The organism is Prevotella sp. CAG:255 (assembly GCF_000431195.1).
GTDB classification, from domain to species: domain Bacteria; phylum Bacteroidota; class Bacteroidia; order Bacteroidales; family Bacteroidaceae; genus Prevotella; species Prevotella rara.
The window spans coordinates 1-22,998 of sequence record NZ_HF986808.1; the positions used below are offsets into that span (position 1 = coordinate 1).

The following is a 22,998-nucleotide window of genomic DNA, read 5'->3' on the forward strand; positions in this document are numbered from 1 at the left end:
ACATCTCGCAAAAATGGGCTTTTTAAGGGACGACTACTTAAATTTCCCTTTATCCACAAAATACGTAATGGCAGCAAGCATTATGCCGGCCGCTATCTCGACGGAAAGGCCTATTATTACTACGACGAGCGTGCCGACGGCCGCGTTTACGAAGGCAGCTTCTATTATCTGGGCAAATATTACTACCACCCTCACGGCAAGACGACCGACTATGTCAGCGGCACCTATCTGCACAGCAGCAAACATGGCCGCTGGAAGTTCCATCATAAGCGCCATGGTTCCAACAAGCTGCTCTACGTCGACTATTTCGAGGGCCGTCACAATGGCATCTATAAGTATAAGTCATCCGGCAAGAACGGCAGAAATGGCGTTGACAATCTTCTCTTTGTGGAAATGAGCGACGGTCATCCCTGTGGTGCCATAAACGGTCATTTCTCCGGCGAGATCTTCACCGGCCGCTGTGATGCCGAAGGCCGTCCCGACAGCACATGGACCATGGATCTTTCGCATACACCGGAGTGCCGCATCGACTATGAAGTATGGGATCACGGCCATCTCATTGAGTCATACACTATGGACCTCACAACCGGTACCAGAAAGTCTAACGACAACAGCATACTGGCCTTCCTCAGAAGTTTCGTCTATTACGAGTGTCTCCCCATGGAGCGCCTCATCACTAAAGGCTCCATCGCTTGGCGCGGCAACTTCAAGACGGAAGAGGAAAAAAGAGAATAGCAGCCCAGGCGAAAAGAACCAACAAAGCACATGGATTTTTCACTCTTCACTTTTCACTCTTCACTTCCGTCAGGCGTTTTTCATTTTTAATTCACCCTGTTATAGGGTGGTAACCTGCTCTATAAACTCCTTACGCGCGCGCCCGAGGAATATAAGTGTTAATAGTTAGAGTAGTTATTGCTTACTAAGATGAGCTAGGAGTTAGAGTCAATAGCAAACGCAGTACTTGCGAAAAGATCCAGCAAAGTATTTGGATTTTTCACTCTAAATTCCGCCAGGCATTTTTCACTTTTAATTTTTCATTTTTAATTCACCCAGTTATAGGGTGGTAACCTTCTCTATAAACTCCTTACGCGCGCGCCCGAGGAATATAAGTGTTAATATCCATTTTGGATGACACAAAAAACAAATATTATATAAAAGTTACGAAACCTACTTACCACCCTATCACACCCTAATGCCTGTTTTGTCGTAATTTCGGAACTATTATCTGGTGTAAGGCGTTGATAATAAATGATATAAGATAATGCGTGATGATGAGGCGTATACCACTGCAACCTTATAGGCAAGGTTGTCACTTTTATGCGAAAACATGCCTAAAAAAGCGAGTAAAAAAAACGTTAACAATGTTAATATCCAAATTTTGGATGACAAAAAATTAACATTCATTATATGTTGAAAATCGACTAAAATGTGCAAAAACGTGATAAGGTTACAATAAGGTGATTATGCCCTAGATATGTAAAGATAAACTATTAAGAATAGAGGTAAAAAGAAGGACAGATGCAGAATCCGGATAGGAGTTAAAGAAGTTAAAGTAGTTATAGGAGTTAGAGTCAATAGCAAACATAGTGCTTGCGAAAAGATCCAACAAAGCGATTGGGTTTTTCACTCTTCACTCTTAACTCTTCACTTCCGTCAGGCGTTTTTCACTTTTAATTTTTCATTTTTAACTCACGCAGTGACAGGGTTACCACCTACTTTATAAACTTTTTATATTATATACGCGCAAAAAAATAAAATGAATATATATACATGCCGATAATTTATTTTATCGCATATATATAAAAAGTTTTGAAAACAGCTTACCACCCTATCACTCTTACAGTGCTCCGGAAGGCAGAAAATGGCATAAGAAACAAACGTAACATACATATATACAGCGACTTACATCTGTGCGGCTATCCTTTAACAGAACACTGCAGGCTTTAATCACTACCTGTAGCAAAAAACGCGAAAAAGTCCAAATCTTTTTTGAAATAAAAAAATAAAACCGAAAAATAAAATGTAAATATTTATTTTCAAAATCTTTTTCAAAACCGAAAAAAGATTTTCTGATATAGAACAATAAATGTTACATAACAAACAAAATATATACAACCTTACCACAAGGTGATTATGCTCTTGATATGTAAAGATAAATTACTAAGAGCAGGAGTAAACAACGAAGTTATGATAATAATCCACAAAACACATGGCTTAACTTCATAACTCCCGAAAAGCAATTATTTCTATATAGAAAATCATTGTTTTTCCCCTCAAAACTCACTGAGTTTTACCTCGCAAATCAATACAATAAATAACAAATTACATGAAAGGAATTGTATTAGCCGGTGGCAGCGGTACACGTATTGCTTCATACATTGGATACGCCCAAATATCTTATAAAGCATCATGCTTTTTAATAATGACTATAATGGTATAAATACCATAAATCTGGTAAATTAAAAATACAATAATATCAAAATCTAATAATCATGGACTTGGTTAATAATGTATTTGAACTTCGCAGGAAGTTTATGATAATTGGCCTTACTGGCCGTACTGGTAGTGGTTGTACGACCATTGCCAATTTATTAAAAGAAGGTTTTAACAAAATATTTCCACCCATACCCAAAGTCGATCATGATGGAATTGACAATGATGCAAGAAAATACAAGATTGAATATACATTTCTTAAGAAAGTATGGGATACATCGAAATACTCTTTTCAAGTAATAAAAGCTAGTGATATAATATTTTATTATGTATTAAAAGAAGGTTTTGACAGTTTTATTGACTCAATAGGATGTGATCCGAATAAAAATCAGAATATAGATGATAGTAAAAAGGAACAGTTAAGAAAAATTCTTGGAGAAGAAATAAAATCAGATTTTGAGGCTAACTGTAAGATAGTGAATGATATAGATGCTTATTTAGATTCTGAAAAATATAGGAACATATCTTTAAAAGATTCTGGTGCATATAATGAAGCGAATAATTATTGGAAGTTTATTAATGAAGATATTCCGGCTTTTAGAGAGAAAGTTATGAAACTAATTCTGGAAAATCTTCCGGAACTCCATACAAGTCAATTTCAATATTGGGGCAACAATATCAGAAAATATGGTTCCATAAAACAAGAGGAGGAATCATCTGATCCGTCTGGATTAGCCAGAACAATTAATAAAATAATAAAAATGCGCAGGAAAATGTTGGATACAGATAAACTTCCGGCATTTTTCATAATTGATACATTACGCAATCCTTACGAAGTATTATACTTTCGTGAAAGATATTCTGCTTTTTATTTAATGTCAATAACAACAAGCAATAATAATAGACAGAGAAATTTAGTTGCTGCCAATTATCGAAAATCTGAAATTGAAAAGATTGATGAAATTGAATATCCAAATAAGCGTAAAGATATAAACGAATCATACAACACTCAGGACGTTCAAAAATGTATTGAATTGTCAGACATTCATATAGCACACAATAATGAACCAATAGAACACAATAGTAATCTAAAACGCCAATTAATACATATTATATCGTTAATACTACATCCTGGATTAGTACAGCCTACACATGAAGAAAGAATAATGCAAATTGCTAACACGGCAAAATATAATTCAGGTTGTATATCAAGACAAGTAGGAGCTGTTGTTACTGACAAGAACTACTCAGTAAAAGCAATTGGATGGAATACTGTTGCTAAAGGTCAAACACCATGCTCGCTAAGGTCTCTTGAAGATTTATATAATTTAAACGACTTATCTGCATTTAGTGAATATGAAAAAAATGATGATAGATTTAGGACTTTCGTAAAAGATACATATAAAAAATATAGTTGCGTAAAAGGCAATTTAAATGGTGTACCTTTAGCTTTCTGCTTTAAAGATTTTTATATTGGACTTATTCAAGAGAAAAATCAAGTATATACGCGCTCTTTACATGCTGAAGAAAATGCATTTCTACAACTTGCAAAATATGGCTCTGAAGGCATTGAAGGAGGGTATCTTTTTACTACTGCAAGTCCATGCGAGCTTTGTGCAAAAAAAGCATATCAACTTGGTATTACCAAGATATTTTATATCGATATTTATCCTGGTATATCATTTCAGCATATAATTAACGTTGGCGACAGAAAGATAGAGCTTATTCAATTTAGCGGTATTATAGGAAGAGCTTATGATGCACTATATAATCCATTTTTTGCTCTTAAAGATGAAATTGAATATACTACCAAGGTTAATGTTAAAAAGAACAACTCAGAAAAGCGCATTTCTAAAAGTGACGATGCAGAAAAAATTAAGAATAAAAATTAGAACGTTATGTCCATACATATTAAAACCCCAATAGGTGCAACCCTCCTTTATAAAAAAATTGTTAACTCTATAAAGTCTAATCAAATAGATACATGGATATTAGATGATGACGGAGATTTCACACACACACCTCTACAATGGCGGAACCAAGCTTGGTTAAAATACTATACTAATGGTGATGAATTAATTTTTGGTATATTATCACGAAGAGATATAAAGATGTCAAAATTAACATATGGAGTATATCATGGTAGATTTTCTGAAATGCTCCTTACACATTTTGACAATGAAATAACATCAATACAGTTAACATCGCTTCCAGATGATTATGACAATATCTAAATAAGAGTAAAAAATGATATTAAAAAGTACGTTTTAATATTCTCGTTAATAAACATTTTAACAGAACATCAACATTAATATCATTAAACTATCTCAGAAATTAATATCACCCTTACATACTTCATAATCAGACAATAATTTATGAATGACACGAAAGAATTATTACTTCAAATACATTATTATTTAAAGAAAGACAATACTCATAATGTTAACGCCTTTCTTCATAATAGATATGAATCATACCTGCTTCATGAGATACAGGAAATATCAAAAATTGCAGGCTATGAAGATTTTGAAGTAAAACTCTATCCAAGCCAAGAAGGTGGTTTGATTGATAACCTAAAGATAATTCTTGGAAATAATATAGTTTCTTCATTATTCACTACATTATTGGATACTTTTCTAAGTCATAAATATGCTGCTGCCGTTAGTAAAAACGAGGATAGCAAAAATCTTATCGAAGCAGCTACAGCCCTAAAGAATGGCAACTTCACAAAAGAAGAGGCAGAAATATTGACAGAAGACAATGACAAATTAGCAAGATTTGCCAGTTGTTATTATAAAAATGTACAAAAAGATGACTCTATCACAAAAATAAAAACGACATTGACTGATAGCAGCACACAAAGGCAACTTGTAAATAACGTTATTGAAAGAAAAGACTTCGATTCACATATTATTTCTAATAATGATAAAGTAACAGATAAAATACTTTCAACAACTATAATCGTCATTTCTCCTGTACTTGTTAATATAAAATCCGTAAAATGGAAAGGTAAATACAACGGGGAGAATATCACATTCACGATAAAAGATGATGACTTTATAACACAGGTTATGAATCGTGAGGTAAAATTTGACGCAGGAACGACATTAACGTGCGATTTAATTATCGATCAAAAAATTACAACTTTTAGAAACAGAAAGAAAATAAAATGCACTTACACTGTTTCTAAGGTTCATTCATGGGCTGACGGTAGTCATCTTCAAATAGGTGATAAAAAATACGCAAACATAAAAGAATAAAATGACCCAGTATAAAGCTTAAAAATGCAATGGTATTTAATTTTTAACTTGTAACAATTCATTTCCGCTAAAACGTTTAACTTTTAATTTTTAATTAATAATTGCGCAAGCCCGATTGTACTTTGCGCCTATTTTATACTAAATAATGACTGATACTACACAAAATAACAAAAGAATAGCAAAAAATACATTATTGTTGTATTTTAGAATGCTACTTACAATGGCAATCACTCTTTACACATCACGTGTCGTATTATCAGCACTCGGTGAAGTTGATTTTGGTATATACAATGTTGTTGGAGGATTTGTTACAATGTTCACCGTAATTAGCGGTGCGATGACGACAGCTACGCAAAGATTTTTATCTTTTGAAATAGGTAAGAAAGAAAAAGGTAATGTAAGATCAATGTTCTCAACAGCTGTGATGATTCATCTGATATTAGGTGGAATAATTTTAATTTTGGCTGAAACATTAGGAACTTGGTTTTTAAACACCCACATGAATTTTCCTGCAAACCGTTATGTTGCAGCAAACTGGGTGTTTCAGTTTTCTTTATTAACGTTTATAATTAATGTAGTGAGTGTTCCTTACAATGCTGCAATTATAGCTTATGAAAAGATGAAAGCATTTGCTTATGTCAGCATTGTAGAAGTAACATTAAAGTTGTTAATAGTTTATTTAATTATTATTTCTCCTATTGACAAATTAATTCTTTATGCTATATTACTTGCACTTATTGCTGTTACAATCAGAATCATATATGGAATTTATGCTAAACGAAATTTTCCTGATTGTGTCTTCGACTGGAAGTGGAATAAAGAGTATGGCAAAAATGTAATGTCTTTTGTAAGTTGGAATCTTATTGGTTCATTAGCTGGCGTGGCGAAAGAGCAAGGTATCAATGTACTTTTAAATATCTTTTTTGGGGCAGCTGTTAATGCAGCCAGAGGTATAGCATATCAAGTTTCAAATGCAATGAACGGTTTTGTTAATAATTTTCAATTGGCAATGAATCCACAGATTGTTAAATCTTATGCATCCAATGAAAAACATGATATGTTTAAATTAGTTTTTAGAGGAAGTAAATTGTCATTTCTACTTTTATTAACTATGTCTCTACCAATAGTATTGGAAGCTCCTTTCATTCTTGAAATTTGGCTAAAAAATGTGCCCGAATATACAGTTATATTTCTGAGACTCGTATTGATAACAGCATTGATAGATTCATTATCTGGTACATTAATTACATCAATGCATGCTTCGGGTAAAGTGAGAGATTATCAAATAATTGTAGGAGGAATATCGTTATTAACATTACCAATTGCATATTTGTTTTTAAAGATTGGGTATCCACCTTATTCAGCAATGCTTGTGGGAATTTTTATTTCTATTGCATGTCATTTTGCAAGACTAATACTTCTGAACAAAACAATAGGTTTACCAATTACAATGTTCATTAAAACTGTAACCATACGTGTTTTCATAATTTCTATTCTTTCATTAATTATTCCAATAATTGCATTCCTATTAATAAAAGGAAATTCATGGTTAACATTCATTGCTATATGTATTATATCATTCATGTCAACAATGACTATTAGCTATTTATTAGGATTAAGTAGAAACGAAAAACTATTTTGTAAAAATAAAGTATTAGAAATAATAAACAAGATAAGAAAATGAATATATCTAATATACATGATTGTTATGGCTGCGGAGTCTGTGCAGTTGTTTGCAGTCAAAAAATTATAGAAATCAGTTTAAATAGTGATGGTTTTTATGAACCAAATATAACCGATGCATCAAAGTGTACAAACTGTGGTTTATGTGTGGATGTTTGTGCATACAGTCATGATGAATTAAGCGTTAATAATTCACCTTTAAAGAGTTACGCAGCATGGAGTAAAGAGCCGGCTGTGAGACGCAAATGTTCTTCTGGTGGTGTCGGTTTTGAAATAGGACGTTACTTAATAAATCAAGGATATAAAGTTTGTGGTGTCAGATACAATGTTGAAACAAATCGTGCGGAGCATTATATAGCCACCAATGATACAGAACTTATACCTTCTATTGGTAGTAAGTATATACAAAGTTATACTGTAAATGGATTTAAAGCAATAAATAGAAAAGAAAAATATCTTGTAACAGGAACGCCATGCCAAATAGACTCTTTTAGAAGATATATACGCAAATTTAAAAAAGAAGATAACTTTGTGTTGATGGATTTCTTCTGTCATGGAGTACCGTCTATGCTAATATGGGATAAATATGTGAAATGGGCTGAAGCAAAAGTGGGTAAGCTTACATACGTTTCATGGCGTAATAAATTTACAGGTTGGCATGACTCTTGGGCAATGTCTATTGACGGCATAAATACAGCTGAACCAGAAGATTATAATAACTCTTATAATGAGTTAATAAAAGAAAGAAAAGGGAAATTAAATTCACGATTATCACAAGGTGACATGTTCTATCGTTTGTTTTTGAGTGATGCTTGTTTAGGTAAAGCCTGTTATGAAAAATGTAAATATAAATACAATAAATCTGCTGCAGACATACGAATAGGAGACTTGTGGGGAAATGTATATTCTAAAGATGAGAAAGGTGTTAGTAGTGCAATAACATTCACAGCGAAAGGTAATGAAATATTGAAGCAATGCCATATAGAACTTACAGCTCATCCATTTAATATTGTTGCAGAAGGACAAATGAAAAAGAATGCTCAAATTACAAAGCAACGATTATTATTATTAAAAGAACTGCAAAATTATAAAACAGACATTACGATATTAAAAAAAAATCTAGATATAATCTCATTAAAACGTAATATTTGTAGTTTATTTGTACATCCACGCTCATCAATGATTGGAATTTTAAAAATTTTAAAGAATCATATTTTTTAAAAATATCATTTATCATGATTATATTTTTATGTTTGAGTATGTTGTTCATATTTGCAGCATACAAAAATTTAAAAGCCACGTTCATATTCTATATGGCTTTTAAAATGATAGGACTGCAATTTATGTGTATAAAATACACGCCACCAGCATTATCAATGGAAACATTCCTAAATATATATTTCGTATTTGTATTTTGGAAACGTGGTTTATTGAAACAATATTTTTCATCGTTTAAATTATTCCCATTAAAAAGATATTTTATTATTTCATTAATATCAATTGGGCTATCGTCTATTTTTAGTATAATGCCTTTTAACAGTACTATTAATACTATTATAATGACTCTATTAAATGATTATTTAATAGTAATAATTTTTTGGTTTTATGTCAATACCCGTGAAGAAATCTGTTTATTTATTAAATCATGCATGATTGTTCTAATTGTATCATATATTTTCGGTATATATGAGTTTATTACAAATACGAATCCTTTTTTAGACATTATCAGAGGAAATGTGAGCGAAGACTTGCTTTTAGGAAAATTTTATGATACAGGAGAACGATTGGGTTTAAGACGAATAAATGCGTTCTTTGTAAGTCCTAATAATTTTATTTACGGCGCATTTGTAACTATGATACTATTTGTATATAATAAATATATTAAACCTCCATTTAAATATTCAATAATATTTGCATTACTTAGTTTTCTGCTAATACTAATGGCTAATAGTAGAACGGTTTTAATATCATCAATTATAATAATGTCTCCACTTCTATTCGCTTTTAAAAGTAAGAGTATAAAAATTGCGACATGTGTTATAATATTGTTTATCATATCATCTCCATTTATCATGCAATATGCATCCAATATAACATCTGTTTTAGATTCTTCTAGTAGTGCAGAAATTGAGGGAAGCAGTGTAATGGGAAGAATGATGCAATTTGAGGGATCATTAGAACTAATGATGAAATCCCCTATCATTGGTAATGGTATTGAATCCATAACATATTTTATGTCTGACAAATTTGATTGGCGTTGGATTATATTTGGCACAGAGTCTATATGGATGAAACTAATGATAGAACGTGGAATATTAGGAATTTTATCTTATTGCTTCTTATTTGTCGATTTGATAACAAAACTTAAAGTCGGTAAAGATAAAACAATGTTTATCATTATGCTCGGTTATTTGTGTGCCCATACTATGTCCAGTTTGCCAGGTTTTTCATTATCATACTTCTTAATAGTTATGCTTTGTTTATATAAAATCAAAAACTTTAATTATGCGTATAGGAATAATTACAATCCACAAACTTATTAATTTTGGAACCGCATTGCAGGCTTTTGCATTACAAAAATATTTACAAAGGACAATATGCAATGAAACAGAAATAATTGATTACGTATTTCCCAATACTTTTCATAAAGGGAAAAAAACAATTATTAAAATAATAAGAGGATGGGGGCGTGTGCTTCTCGATTATTTATTTGAAAAGAAATATAGATATAATAAGAGATTTAGATATTTTCAGAATAAATATTTTGATTTATCAGAAAATATCTATTCTAACATACAATCAATAAACGTCAATCCTCCATTGTATGATATTTATATAACTGGTAGTGACCAGGTTTGGAATACAGAAACGGTAAAAAATGATCCAAGTTTCTATCTCTGCTTTGCTCCTAAAGATAAACCTAAAATAGCCTTTTCTGCTTGTTTTGCTAATGATTCATTAAATGATAAATATAAATATTCAGTTCGAGAAAGATTGTCTAATTATAAATATATTGGTATAAGAGAAAAAAGTGCGCTTAGAATAATTAGAGATTTAAATATTCCTCAAAATATTGTGGTATGTAATACATGTGACCCTACATTATTACTATCTAAAGACGATTATTCTGAGATTGCATCAGAATCTAAAATGGATATCAAGGAAAATTATATATTAGTATATATAATGATGTATGCATTTAATCCATATCCAGCATTAGAAAGTATACTTGAACAAATACAAAGGGAAACAGGCTTGTCAATTGTTGTTATAGGTGATAGCAAATTTAGATATAAAGGCAAATATAAATTTATAAAGGGTATTGGACCTATTGATTTCCTTTGGTTATTTGAACATGCTTCTTATGTAATAACAAGTTCATTTCATGGTACAATGTTTTCTTTGATCTTTCGTAAACCATTTACAGCAATTTCTCCTAATACAGGAGATTGTAGAATCAAAGATGTATTGGAAGACATTGGATTGACAAGAAATCTAATTTTCAATAATAATGAAAATCCTGAATTAGAAATTACAAGTCCTTACACGAATCAAGTAGAGGATAAACTTGAAAAATTTATAAACACATCAAAAGATTTTTTGAAAACTGCTATAATGAATTCCCAAAAACAATAATACAATATGTTTAATAAGCACGCATTTCTAATAATTGCACATAATAAATTCGATCAATTACAACTATTATTGGATTTATTAGATGATAAACGTAATGATATTTATGTTCATATTGATAAAAAGGTTAGATGTTTTCCTCATTTATATACAAAATTTGCAGGCTTAAATATCCTGAAAAATAGAATTGACGTTAGATGGGGAGATGTAAGCCAAATAGAAACAGAGATTTTACTTTTTGAAACTGCATTAAGAAACGGAGATTATAACTGTTTTCATTTAATTTCTGGAGTAGACCTTCCCATAAAGAGTAATGACTATATTCATAATTTTATCAATCTACATCCCAACATTGAATTTGTAGGCTTTTCACCAACAACATCTAAGTCCCTAGAAAAATATGTTTTAAAATATCATATATTAACTAAACATTATAAAAACAATAATTTAATTACAAAACTTATTATTTCTTCTCTGAGGATATTGACAGAATCAATAATTAATTTATTCTATAAACATAGAATAAATATAGAATTGAAAAAAGGACCCAATTGGGTAAGTATAACTCAAGATTTCTGTAAATATATTGTGGAAAGGAAAAATAATATTATTAAGTATTATCAACATACGCGTTGCTGTGATGAAATATTTCTACAAACACTTTTATGGAATTCTCCCTTCAAAAAAAATATTTACAACAAAGAGAATGAATTTGAAGGATGCATGCGTCTTATTGACTGGAATAGAGGATGGCCATATATATGGGGCCAAGATATGGAATATGATAAGAAATTGATATTATCATCTAATTGTTTTTTTGCCCGTAAATTTGATATAGATAAATATCCTGAGATTATTTCATATATAAAAAATAAAGAGAATCATAATGAATGATAATATATATATGGTATCGATTTGCATCCCAATATATGGGGTGGAAAAATATATAGAACGATGTGCAATAAGTTTATTTGAACAAACTTATCAAAATATTGAATATATTTTTGTAGATGATTGCACACCGGACAAGAGTGTTGAAATACTGAAATCTGTTATTGAAAGATATCCGAACAGAAAGCCTTATGTTCGAATTATCAAACATAAAAAGAATCGTGGGTTGGGCTCAGCAAGAAACACAGCCGTTGATGCTGCGAAAGGAGAATTCTTGATGCATGTTGACAGTGATGATTGGATTGATAACGATTGTGTAAGACTTTGTGTAGAAAAACAGAAAGAAAATGATGCGGATATAGTAAACTTTGACGCTATTAAACATTGTAAAAATTACAACACTTCATTAAGACATGTAGAAATAGGAAGTGCCAAGAATTTAACATTAGCAATTCTTGAAAGAGAAACACTATTTACTATATGGGGGCGTTTAATAAGATCATCTTTATATAAAGATAACCATATTTCCGTTAAAGATGGTATTAATATGGGGGAGGATTATCAAATAATACCAAAATTAACATATCTGTCAAGAAAAATAGATTTTGTGCATGACTTGTTATATCATTACAATTGCCAAAATCAGTATTCGTATTGTTTTACATTTTCAGAAGAAAAGGAAAAACAAATATTAACCACAATGGATATTCTTACTGAGTTTTTTAAAGATAAAAATGAATGCTTTACATATGCGCTAAATAAAGGTAAAATTAAGGTTTATTGCGGATCACGTATTAATGCATGTAGAAATAACAACAAGGAGTACTATCTATTGATAAATAAAAAGATAAATCAATTTGGCAAGAAATATCAAACTTATTTATCTTTACCTCTTCGAATATCATTAATGATAAATAACTTTCATGTACTTAAATTTTATTTGAAAATAGCGACTTATATAAAGCATAATATGGAAAAGCGTTTAAACAATATTTAAAGTATTATTTGTCAGAAGATTTTAAAAGATTCAATAATAAAAAGCCCAATATAAAAGATTTATTACCACATAATGAAGTTTGGTATATCTATCATTATATTAGACATTTAAAGTATATTGTGTATTATAAAAATACAAAATGCTCAAAGATATTATTTTTGTATCATTAGTTTAAATATAAACGTTTAAACTTTAAACTTCGTTTTGCGATATATCATAATACAGTCAAACCTGGATTTAGAATATATCATATAAGGAGATTTTGTTCATGTTAAACTTACATGCAGAATAAGTAAAAATTGCACAATATTGTCTAGTGTAGTTTTGGGTAATAAATACGAAGGAGAAGATAATAGTATTATTAAAGTTGATGATAATTGCTATATCTGTCTCAGAAAAATATTAGATTAAGTAAAAATAGGTAATAATGTAACAAATGTAGCAAATGCTGTTGTTACGAAGGATATCCCAAACAAAACTGTTGTTGGATATATTCTTGCTAAAATCAATAAAATAAAAAAATAAATCATGTTTATTATAAAGTTAAGTTTATCATTTTCTTTTTTATTAGATAAGTTTTTGAGTATATTTTATAAGAAAGAAATGAAGCAATGTGGGAAAAATGTTTATTTAAGGCCAACGGCTTCAGATTTAAAAGGTTTGTGGAATTTAAGTATTGGTGATTATACTAGTATACCAAAAGGTTCTGTTTTCTATTGTACGGAAGCTACTCTCACAATTGGCAACAAAGTTATATTTGGCCCACATCCAACAATAATAACGGGAGATCACAGAATTGATGTAATAGGAAAATATATAATAGACTCTCATGAAAAATTGCCTGAAAATGATGCACCGGTAATAATTGAGGATGATGTCTGGACTGGAGCTAACATAACAATTTTAAAAGGTGTTACAATTGGTAGAGGTAGCGTCGTCGCTGCCGGAGCTGTGGTAAATAAGTCTTGCCCTCCATATTCAATAATAGGTGGTGTTCCTGCAAAAGTTTTAAAATTTAGATTTACAATTGATGAAGTACTTGAACATGAAAAGAAACTATATCCTGATGATAAACGTTATACAAAAGAAGAACTGATAGAACAACGTAAAAACTATTGCAAATCATGAAAAAGGTATTAGTTGTTGCTACCTCACGAAAGACCCGAGGTGGAATTACATCTGTAGTTAAAGCTCATGAAACAGGTGAGCAATGGAAAAAATATTATTGCAAATGGATTGAGACGCATAGAGACGGTAATGTTATAAGAAAACTATGGTATTTATTCACTGCTTTAATAGAATATATATTATTACTTCCATTTTATGATATTGTCCACATCCATGTAGCAACTACACAATCGGCGAAGAGAAAAATGCTTTTTCTTTATCCGGCAAAATGGACGGGTAAAAAAGTTATATTGCATTTTCATCCTTCAAATGAGAAATTCTTATTTGAACCAAATAATAGGAAACTATATAGAAAGCTTTTTCTTAAGGCAAATCTAATTTTAGTGTTGTCTGAACAATGGAGAAGATGGTTAAAAGAAGCTTTAGATATAACAGAAAATGTTGAAGTCTTATATAATCCTTGTCCAAAAGTAAATAGACGAGATGACATAAGAGAACATAACATTCTGTTTGCCGGAACAATAATACCACGCAAAGGCTATATGGACTTGATACAAGCTTTTGCTAAAATAGCTGATAAGCATAAAGACTGGATTGTTGTTTTTGCCGGTAATGGGGAAATAGACAAGGCAAAAGATGCTGTAAAAAAACTGAATATCGACAGGCAAATAAAATTCTTAGGTTGGGTTTCGGGCAAAGAGAAAGAACATGCTTTTCATACTGCATCAATATATTGCTTGGCAAGTGACGGAGAAGGTTTCCCTATGGGTGTGTTAGATGCGTGGGCTTATGGTATACCCTGTGTTGTTACTCCTGTAGGAGGAATACCTGATATTGTAAGCGACGGAAAAAACGGACTTGTTTTCCCTGTTAGAGATATTGATGCTTTATCTAAGAAATTAGAAATTCTTATTTCTAATGAAGAACTAAGGAAAAACATTGTACATGAAACTGATAAGTATGTAAATGGCTTATTTAACATAAAAACAATAAATAGAGAGTTGGATAAAATTTACTCAGAACTATAATCATGTTATCTATATTAATAAATGCCTATGCCTGTTCTCCCAATATGGGCAGTGAGCCGGGGATGGCGTGGAACTGGTGTGTAAACTTGGCTAAAGATTGTGAGTTGCATATCATTACAGAGGGCGAATTTCGTGATAAAATAGAAGCCGTACTCCCCACTCTAGCTCAAGGAAAGAATATGCATTTCTATTATAATCCTGTTTCTGATGAAATAAGGAAGATGTGCTGGAATCAGGGTGACTGGCGTTTCTATAAATATTACAGAGAATGGCAATGGAAAACTTATATAATGGCTGAAGAAATAATAAAACAACATCATATAGACATTGTGCATCAACTGAATATGATTGGCTTTCGTGAGCCTGGATATCTTTGGAAAATAGAGAATAAACCATTTGTGTGGGGACCTATTGGGGGATTGAAACAATTTCCAAGCAGTTATCTTGAAGGGGCTGGTATAAAAATGAAGCTCTTTAATAGAGTTAAAAATATAATTAATATTTATCAGATTAAACATGACAAGCGAGTAGACCAAGCCTTAAAGAAAGCTGACTTATTAATTAGTTCTATACCTGATTCATATAATGCTATAAAAAAGTATAAGGGATTGAACTCCATAATAATACCTGAAACAGGATGCTTTATTGATGATAATTCAATAAAACGAAATAAGGAGGAAAAAGTAGACGATGATTTTAGGTTGTTATGGGTTGGAAAATTTGATTTTAGAAAGCAATTAAATATTGCACTTGCAACAATGTCTAAATTGAAAGATAAATCAAATATTAAACTAATTATATGTGGTTCAGGCAGTGACAATCAGATTTCATATTACAAACAAATGGCTATAAATCTTGGTATTGAAGATAATGTTGTTTGGAAGGGTAATATAGAAAACAGTAAGGTAAAAGAAGAAATGCGTAAATCTGATATATTCTTCTTTACAAGTGTTAGTGAAGATACCTCTACAGTAGTGTTAGAAGCCGTAAGTTGTGGGTTGCCGGTATTGTGTTTTGATACATGCGGTATGGGGTATGTCATTAATGAATCAGTAGGACACAAAATACCATTGACAAATCCTAGACAATCAGCTGATGACTTTGCTGAAAAGATAAATTATCTATATAACAATAGAGAGTATTTACAAAAATTGTCAGACGGCTGTAAACAAAGACAAAAAGAACTGTCTTGGGATAATAAAGCAAAACAAATGGTTGAATTATATAATAAAGTTAAAAATGAAAGAAAGAGATATTAGCATTGATATACTAAAGTTTATTGCCGCGATATTAATAACCAACTCCCATATGGAATTACTATATAGTAAATATAGTTTTTTAGCAACAGGAGGTGCAATTGGTGATGTGTTATTCTTCTTCTGTTCTGGATTTACATTGTTTTTGGGTAGAATGGGACGTTTTGATAATTGGTATAAAAGACGAATAAACAGAATTTATCCAACTGTATTTGCATGGGCTATATTGGGTGCATTTATTCTAAATCATGACAAGTCTATGGACTATACAATCATTCATGGAGGCGGATGGTTTGTCACATGTATTATGATTTACTATGTTGTTCTATATTTTATTCAACGCTTTTACATTAAACACCTAAAATTGTGCTTTGGAATAGCAGCTTTAATTTGTATCATCTGGTATATGACTATCGAACATTCCGTAAATTATAATATGTATGGAAATACATATTTTAAGTGGTGTCACTATTTCTTATTTATGTTATTAGGAGCTATTATTGGATTAAATAAGAAAGACATAAAATTCAACATAAAAACAGATTTCTTAAAACTTATATTAAGTATAATTCTGTTTTACGGAATATTATTTGCGGGAAGAAAAAATGCATTTGTGGCAGAATTCCAGATAGTATCTCTTATTCCATTATTATTCACAACGTTCTATTTCTACAAAATATGTAATAGTAAATTATTAAAAGGATGGTATGATAATAAAATATTCGGATATATTATTAAGCTTATTGGCGGCTTATGTTTAGAAATATATCTGGTACAGTATTCATTGTTTACAGATAAAATGAATTCTATATTTCCAATAAATCTCATTTTAATGTTCGTCATTATTGTTATTGCTGCGTATATTCTCAGATGTGGAGCAAGAATATTCACTCAAACATTTAAAGATGGAGAATACGATTGGAAAGCTGTATTCAAAGTTATCTGATTCATATATATTATACCAACAGTTTATATAATTCAGTTGTAAACATTTGTAATATTTCTTCCTCTAAAAGGAAATAAGGCACAGGCTGTTTGCTGCCTTTTAGATAAAAGAAAAGATGCCTGATGCCGGGAGCTTCAGGATATGTATATGCTTCAATCTTTGTTACAGGTATATCAAGCGAGTTTAATTGACAGATAAGGTCCTTACGCTGTTTGGCATCAAGACCTACATACGCATTATATACTTTATCGATGTAGAACTTTTTCATGTTGTGTGAGACTTTGACAGAGTTTCGTGCTTGTGCTTGGCTACGAAATAAATTCTAATGGCTGTTTGGATTTAAAAACGCTGCTTTTTGAATTTTATTGTCATCACACGACATATCTTCACTTTCAAGTTTCGCAAATACGAAGCTTGAACAGATAACTTATTAATCACGACGTTACATTAGGACACACCGTGGTATGTCCCTACAGTCAGAGGGATAAAATGTAAAACTAGAATAGCATAACAAATAAACACTATGATAAGACTAAAGACGCTCTCTATACAGGAGAGCAGAGATGCACTTGGCAAGTTGCCTGAGGGCAAACTGCTGATAAACACAATTAACGCTCACTCTTATAACACCGCCCTGAAGGACAAGCTGTTTGCAGAGGCCCTTACTAAAGGCGATGTGCTTATTCCTGACGGAGTGAGCATAGTGAAGGCATGCAAATGGCTGAAGGCTAAGTCGCAGCCAAAAGAACGCATAGCCGGATGGGATCTGTTTGTGTTTGAGATGGACAAGCTGAACCGCAAGGGCGGTAAGTGCTTCTTTATGGGCAGCAGCGAAAAGGTGCTGAGCCTGATAAAGAAAAGGGCTGCCGTGGACTATCCTAACATAACAGTAGAGACGTATTCGCCACCATATAAGCCGGAGTTCAGCAAAGAAGACAACGATGCCATAATAGAGGCTATAAACAAGGCTAACCCCGACTTGCTGTGGATAGGCATGACGGCACCGAAACAGGAGAAATGGACTTACTCGCACTGGAACGAGCTGAACATACACTGCCACGTAGGAACGATAGGCGCAGTGTTCGACTTCTTTGCAGGCACTGTGGCACGTGCGCCGATGTGGTGGCAGGATCATGGACTGGAATGGGCCTACAGACTGCTGAAAGAGCCTAAGAGAATGTGGAGAAGATATATTATAGGCAACACGCTGTTCTTGTGGAACATCGCAACAAAAGGATAAAAGTTTAAGTGAAAAAAGAATAGTGAACAGTGAAAAATCCAATAGCCAAGTTAGCGTAAAATTATGATATAATACAAAATAGGAAGTAAGCAGATTGCAATTAGCTACGCTAACCGTTGGATCTTTATACCCTAATCCTCCGGCACAATACACTTAAACAATAAAGTATTTGTAGAATGATACATAAAAACCTTTCAGACATTATTCCTCAGCTAACATCACACGGATGCGGAGAGAAGCGTGTGCTAATGAACAAGGACGATACGGACACGGACATGACACAGGTGGCCGTGACACAGCTGAAAGCAGGAGAATGTGTTGAAGAGCATGCACACAACACGATGGAAGAGATATTCTTTGTTTTAGAAGGACAGCTGAAGATGACCATAGACGGACATGAGACGGCATGCACGGAGAATGACTTCATACATATAAAGGCAAGGACACGGCACGGCCTGAAGGCGATGAGCGACATAAGGCTGATGACCATGGGATGTGCCGTGAAGAAAAATGCAGAAAAATAATTCTTTATTAATAAACAGACCAACATTAGGTATTAATTTATGTATAAAAAGATGAGAAATGTAGCATTAATTACAGGTGTAACGGGCCAGGACGGCTCTTACCTAGCTGAGTTTTTATTGGAAAAAGGTTATGACGTACACGGAACTATCAGACGTTCATCGGTTGACTTCCGCGAGCGTATCGCACATCTGGAAGGTCTGCCAAACTTTCACCTGCACTATGCAGACTTGGGCGACTCGATGAGCCTGATACAGGTGGTGGGCAAGGTGCGCCCTACAGAGATATACAACCTGGCGGCACAAAGCCACGTACAGGTAAGCTTCGATTCACCGGAGTTTACATGTGACGTTGACGCAACGGGAGTGCTGAGAGTGCTTGAGGCAGTAAGACAGTGCGGACTGGCAGACAGCTGCCGCATATATCAGGCCTCTACATCTGAACTGTTCGGCAAGGTGGAGGAAGTGCCGCAGAACGAGAAAACGCCGTTCCATCCATACAGTCCGTATGCCGTTGCAAAGCAGTATGGCTTCTGGATTGTAAAGGAATACCGCGAGGCTTACAACATGTTCTGCTGTTCGGGTATCCTGTTCAACCATGAGAGCGAGCGCCGCGGCGAGACGTTCGTTACAAGAAAGATAACGCTGGCAGCGGCACGCATAGCTCAGGGCAAGCAGGACAAGCTGTATCTGGGCAACCTGTCGTCGCTGCGCGACTGGGGATATGCAAAGGACTACGTGGAGTGTATGTGGATGATACTGCAGCACGACAAGCCCGAGGACTTCGTGATAGCAACAGGAGTTCAGCACTCTGTACGTGAGTTCTGCTATCTGGCATTCAAGTATGTCGGCATTGAGCTGGAGTTCAGGGGCGAAGGCATGGACGAGAAGGGATATGACAAGGCTACGGGAAGATGCCTTGTAGAGGTGTCGCCTGACTTCTACCGCCCCACTGACGTGGTTAACCTGTGGGGTGACCCGACAAAGGCGAAGAACGAACTGGGATGGAACCCGTCGAAGACTTCATTCGAGCAGCTGGTTAAGCTGATGGTTGACTCAGACATGGCCAAGGTGGCTGTTGAGAGGGCCAGCGAGAAGGTGAAGATGAACCTGGCGGAATACCTGGAGAAAGGTATTGTAAAATAGTGCAACGCGCTGCACTGTTTTTAGAGAAGACAATCGCAAGCGTTTTTATCAGGTAAACGCTTGCGATTAAAGTAAATAAAAAACGCCATGCGCATTCTCTGGCAGGCAGTAGCGCGTTCCGAACCAGGCATGATGCCGGCCCTGCTGTTGCGCTGCGCTTTTTATTCTTATTGACAACAAAAAATAGAAACAATGTTAGACAAGAATTCAAAAATATATGTTGCCGGTCATCATGGACTTGTAGGATCGGCTATATGGAACAATCTTAAGGCAAGAGGATATGAGAACCTTGTGGGCAAAAGCCATAGTGAGCTGGACTTGCTCGACCCTGCGGCAGTAAAGAAATTCTTTGACGAGGAGAAGCCAGACGCAGTGGTGCTGGCAGCCGCTCATGTGGGCGGTATTATGGCTAACCTGCAGTACAGGGCTGACTTTATATATCAGAACCTGCAGATACAGCAGAACGTCATTGGCGAGAGCTTCCGTCACGGCGTGAAGGACCTGCTGTTTCTGGGCAGTACGTGTATATATCCGCGTGAGGCTCCGCAGCCTATGAAGGAGGACTGCCTGCTGACGTCGCCGCTGGAGTATACAAACGAGCCTTATGCCATAGCAAAGATTGCGGGACTGAAGATGTGCGAGAGCCTTAACCTGCAGTATGGCACCAACTATATAGCCGTGATGCCGACGAACCTTTACGGCCCCAACGACAACTTCCATCTGGAGAACAGCCACGTGCTGCCGGCAATGATAAGGAAGATTCATCTGGCAAAGTGCCTCAACGAAGGCAACTGGGAGGCTGTGCGCAAGGATATAGGTCTGAGACCTGTAAGCGTGATGCATAACGGTAAGAAGTTTATCGTTGACGACAAGTCGGACGAGAAGGAAATACTAGATGTATTGGCACACTACGGCATAACGCCTGAGGCTGTGACACTGTGGGGAACAGGAGCGCCGATGAGGGAGTTTTTGTGGAGCGAGGAAATGGCAGACGCAAGCGTGCATGTGCTTCTGAACGTGAACTTCAAAGACACTTATGACGCCTCGGTGAAGAATGCCGACGGTATAGCGGAAATACGCAACTGCCATATAAACGTGGGCACGGGCAAGGAACTGTCGATACGTGAAGTGGCGGAGAAGATTATGGCTGAGATCGGATTCAAGGGAGAACTACATTGGGACAGTTCCAAGCCGGACGGCACGATGCGAAAACTGACTGACGTAACGAAACTGCACAGACTGGGATGGCACCACAAGATTGAAATAGACGAGGGCATCCATAAGCTGTATGAATGGTACCTGAAAGGGATATGCATAAACCACAAGACTGTATAGTTTAATTTAAAAGTGAAGAGCAGGCGCGGAGCGCAATTAAAAATGAAAAGTGAAAAATCCATGTGCTTTGTGGATTCTTTTCAATGTAATACCATTGATAATAACCACAAAGCTAATGTGCCGGCGGATTTGCACGAGTTGTTGAGCACAGCGAAAAATCTGCCGGAATTGAGTATAAGAACCGAAGGTCAGCGTAGCTAATTTTTAATCCGCTTAAAATACCGCTTATTTAAATAAAGAGTTATAAATCCGTTAGCTCTTAGCCCGAAGGGCTTAACTTGGATAACCGTTGGTCATTACCCACGGCCTGTAACAAAGCAAACAAGCTGCACCCGAAGTGGTGATATTTTGGAACATATGAAGAACTATAAAGCAAAAAAGAAAGTAACAGAAGAACGAAAGTAGCACCACCTCGGGTGCTTTTACTCGTTACGCCATATCCGGGCGTAATAACGCCCGGTTACCAAAGTGAAGCCCTTCGGGCAGATAACAAAAAGGAATGTTACTCTATGCAAAGGAAGAAGAAATAAAGCTAAGCCGTGAGTCCAACTAAGCACTTCGTTTTTTCACTTTTATCTGTTAATTCTTAATTGCGTTTTTGCGCCTGCTTTTCACTTTCGTAAGACATTTTATTCTACAACAAAAACGACTAAACCATGCTTTATCCATTATTATTCGAAAGTAACTTGTATTCAAAGATCTGGGGCGGCAATCTGCTGAAAGCCCTGAAAGGCATAAACGACGGCGACACAGCCCCTATAGGCGAGAGCTGGGAGATAAGTGCCGTGCCGGGCAAGGAGTCGGTAGTGGGCAACGGCTCATTGCAGGGACGCAAGCTTAACGAACTTGTGACGGAATATAAGGAAGAACTGATAGGACGCACGGTGTATGACATGTACGGCGAGACGTTTCCGCTGCTGATAAAGTTTATCGACGCTGCGAAGGACCTGTCGATACAGGTGCATCCCAACGACGAGATGGCACGTAAATATCACGACTCGTTCGGCAAGACGGAGATGTGGTATATTATGGACACAAAGCCGGGAGCTAAGCTCTACAGCGGCTTTAAGAGTCTGATATCGAAATATGAATATGGCAAGCGCATAGAGGACGGCAGCATCTGTGACGTACTGGCGTCGCACGACGTGAAGGAGGGCGACGTGTTCTACATTCCGTCGGGGCGCATCCATGCGATATGCAGCGGTACGCTGCTGGCAGAGGTGCAGCAGAGCTCTGACCTGACATACCGCATATTTGACTATAACCGTCCGGGACTTGACGGCAAGCCAAGGGCACTGCATACGGCGCTGGCATCGGAGGCGCTGGACTATAAGGTGGAGGACGACTACCGCACGCACTACACGCGCAAGATGAACCATCCGGTGCTGCTGGCAGAGAACAGGTTCTTTACGGTGAAGCTGCTGGAGGTGAACCGTGCCTTCCACAGAAAGCTGTATAAGTATGACAGCTTCGTGGTGTATATGTGTCTTGAGGGCAGCAG

Annotated in this window: 20 protein-coding genes; 19 read left to right on the plus strand and 1 reads right to left on the minus strand. The window is 34.9% G+C overall.

The window, feature by feature from the left end; genetic code table 11:
• The 14 genes from QVO66_RS07110 to QVO66_RS07175 form a co-directional block, all read left to right on the plus strand.
• On the plus strand, positions 1-735 hold a 735-nt coding region (locus QVO66_RS07110; RefSeq protein WP_288172714.1), incomplete at its 5' end, for a hypothetical protein.
• A gap of 1,757 nt (positions 736-2,492) precedes the next feature.
• A complete protein-coding gene (locus QVO66_RS07115; RefSeq protein WP_021854756.1) occupies positions 2,493-4,325 on the plus strand; it encodes a deoxycytidylate deaminase in 1,833 nt (610 codons plus the stop codon).
• A gap of 6 nt (positions 4,326-4,331) precedes the next feature.
• Positions 4,332-4,667, plus strand: coding sequence for a hypothetical protein (locus QVO66_RS07120; RefSeq protein WP_021854757.1), 336 nt, complete (start codon positions 4,332-4,334; stop codon positions 4,665-4,667).
• A 141-nt stretch (positions 4,668-4,808) separates the two neighbouring features.
• Positions 4,809-5,693: a hypothetical protein gene (locus tag QVO66_RS07125; RefSeq protein ID WP_021854758.1), complete on the plus strand. Its 885-nt coding sequence runs from the start codon at positions 4,809-4,811 to the stop codon at positions 5,691-5,693.
• 145 nt (positions 5,694-5,838) lie between these two features.
• Positions 5,839-7,377, plus strand: coding sequence for a lipopolysaccharide biosynthesis protein (locus QVO66_RS07130; RefSeq protein WP_288172715.1), 1,539 nt, complete (start codon positions 5,839-5,841; stop codon positions 7,375-7,377).
• On the plus strand, positions 7,374-8,597 hold the full coding sequence (locus QVO66_RS07135; RefSeq protein ID WP_021854760.1) for a Coenzyme F420 hydrogenase/dehydrogenase, beta subunit C-terminal domain: 1,224 nt from the start codon (positions 7,374-7,376) through the stop codon (positions 8,595-8,597). The genes QVO66_RS07130 and QVO66_RS07135 overlap by 4 nt, the downstream gene beginning before the upstream one ends.
• Positions 8,598-8,611: 14 nt before the next feature.
• The gene (locus QVO66_RS07140) at positions 8,612-9,919 is read left to right on the plus strand and encodes an O-antigen ligase family protein (RefSeq protein ID WP_021854761.1); all 1,308 of its coding nucleotides are present in this window, start codon (positions 8,612-8,614) and stop codon (positions 9,917-9,919) included.
• The gene (locus QVO66_RS07145) at positions 9,882-11,012 is read left to right on the plus strand and encodes a polysaccharide pyruvyl transferase family protein (protein ID WP_021854762.1); all 1,131 of its coding nucleotides are present in this window, start codon (positions 9,882-9,884) and stop codon (positions 11,010-11,012) included. Before QVO66_RS07140 ends, QVO66_RS07145 begins: the two co-directional genes overlap by 38 nt.
• A 6-nt stretch (positions 11,013-11,018) precedes the next feature.
• Positions 11,019-11,903 carry a beta-1,6-N-acetylglucosaminyltransferase gene (locus tag QVO66_RS07150; protein ID WP_021854763.1) on the plus strand — a complete coding sequence of 295 codons (885 nt, stop codon included), beginning with the start codon at positions 11,019-11,021 and terminating at the stop codon, positions 11,901-11,903.
• Positions 11,896-12,897, plus strand: coding sequence for a glycosyltransferase family 2 protein (locus QVO66_RS07155; RefSeq protein WP_021854764.1), 1,002 nt, complete (start codon positions 11,896-11,898; stop codon positions 12,895-12,897). Before QVO66_RS07150 ends, QVO66_RS07155 begins: the two co-directional genes overlap by 8 nt.
• A gap of 528 nt (positions 12,898-13,425) precedes the next feature.
• Entirely contained in the window at positions 13,426-14,025 is a 600-nt protein-coding gene (locus QVO66_RS07160) for an acyltransferase (RefSeq protein ID WP_021854765.1), read from the plus strand.
• The gene (locus QVO66_RS07165) at positions 14,022-15,053 is read left to right on the plus strand and encodes a glycosyltransferase family 4 protein (RefSeq protein WP_021854766.1); all 1,032 of its coding nucleotides are present in this window, start codon (positions 14,022-14,024) and stop codon (positions 15,051-15,053) included. The genes QVO66_RS07160 and QVO66_RS07165 overlap by 4 nt, the downstream gene beginning before the upstream one ends.
• A gap of 2 nt (positions 15,054-15,055) precedes the next feature.
• A complete protein-coding gene (locus QVO66_RS07170) occupies positions 15,056-16,312 on the plus strand; it encodes a glycosyltransferase family 4 protein (protein ID WP_021854767.1) in 1,257 nt (418 codons plus the stop codon).
• Entirely contained in the window at positions 16,293-17,255 is a 963-nt protein-coding gene (locus tag QVO66_RS07175) for an acyltransferase family protein (RefSeq protein WP_021854768.1), read from the plus strand. Before QVO66_RS07170 ends, QVO66_RS07175 begins: the two co-directional genes overlap by 20 nt.
• Positions 17,256-17,265: 10 nt before the next feature.
• Here the strand turns inward: QVO66_RS07175 and QVO66_RS07180 are convergent, their stop codons facing one another.
• Complete coding sequence (locus QVO66_RS07180) at positions 17,266-17,523, minus strand: hypothetical protein (RefSeq protein ID WP_021854769.1); 258 nt, start codon at positions 17,521-17,523, stop codon at positions 17,266-17,268.
• Between the two features lie 255 nt (positions 17,524-17,778).
• Between QVO66_RS07180 and QVO66_RS07185 the strand changes: the two genes are divergently transcribed.
• The 5 genes from QVO66_RS07185 to QVO66_RS07205 all read left to right on the plus strand — a co-directional run.
• On the plus strand, positions 17,779-18,495 hold the full coding sequence (locus tag QVO66_RS07185) for a WecB/TagA/CpsF family glycosyltransferase (protein WP_021854770.1): 717 nt from the start codon (positions 17,779-17,781) through the stop codon (positions 18,493-18,495).
• A gap of 176 nt (positions 18,496-18,671) precedes the next feature.
• A complete protein-coding gene (locus QVO66_RS07190) occupies positions 18,672-19,019 on the plus strand; it encodes a cupin domain-containing protein (protein WP_021854771.1) in 348 nt (115 codons plus the stop codon).
• Positions 19,020-19,070: 51 nt separating this feature from the next.
• Positions 19,071-20,162 carry a GDP-mannose 4,6-dehydratase gene (gmd, locus tag QVO66_RS07195; RefSeq protein ID WP_021854772.1) on the plus strand — a complete coding sequence of 364 codons (1,092 nt, stop codon included), beginning with the start codon at positions 19,071-19,073 and terminating at the stop codon, positions 20,160-20,162.
• Positions 20,163-20,354: 192 nt separating this feature from the next.
• Positions 20,355-21,497, plus strand: a complete 1,143-nt coding sequence (locus tag QVO66_RS07200) for a GDP-L-fucose synthase family protein (protein WP_021854773.1) — start codon at positions 20,355-20,357, stop codon at positions 21,495-21,497.
• A 656-nt stretch (positions 21,498-22,153) separates the two neighbouring features.
• On the plus strand, positions 22,154-22,998 hold an 845-nt coding region (locus QVO66_RS07205; RefSeq protein WP_288172718.1), incomplete at its 3' end, for a type I phosphomannose isomerase catalytic subunit.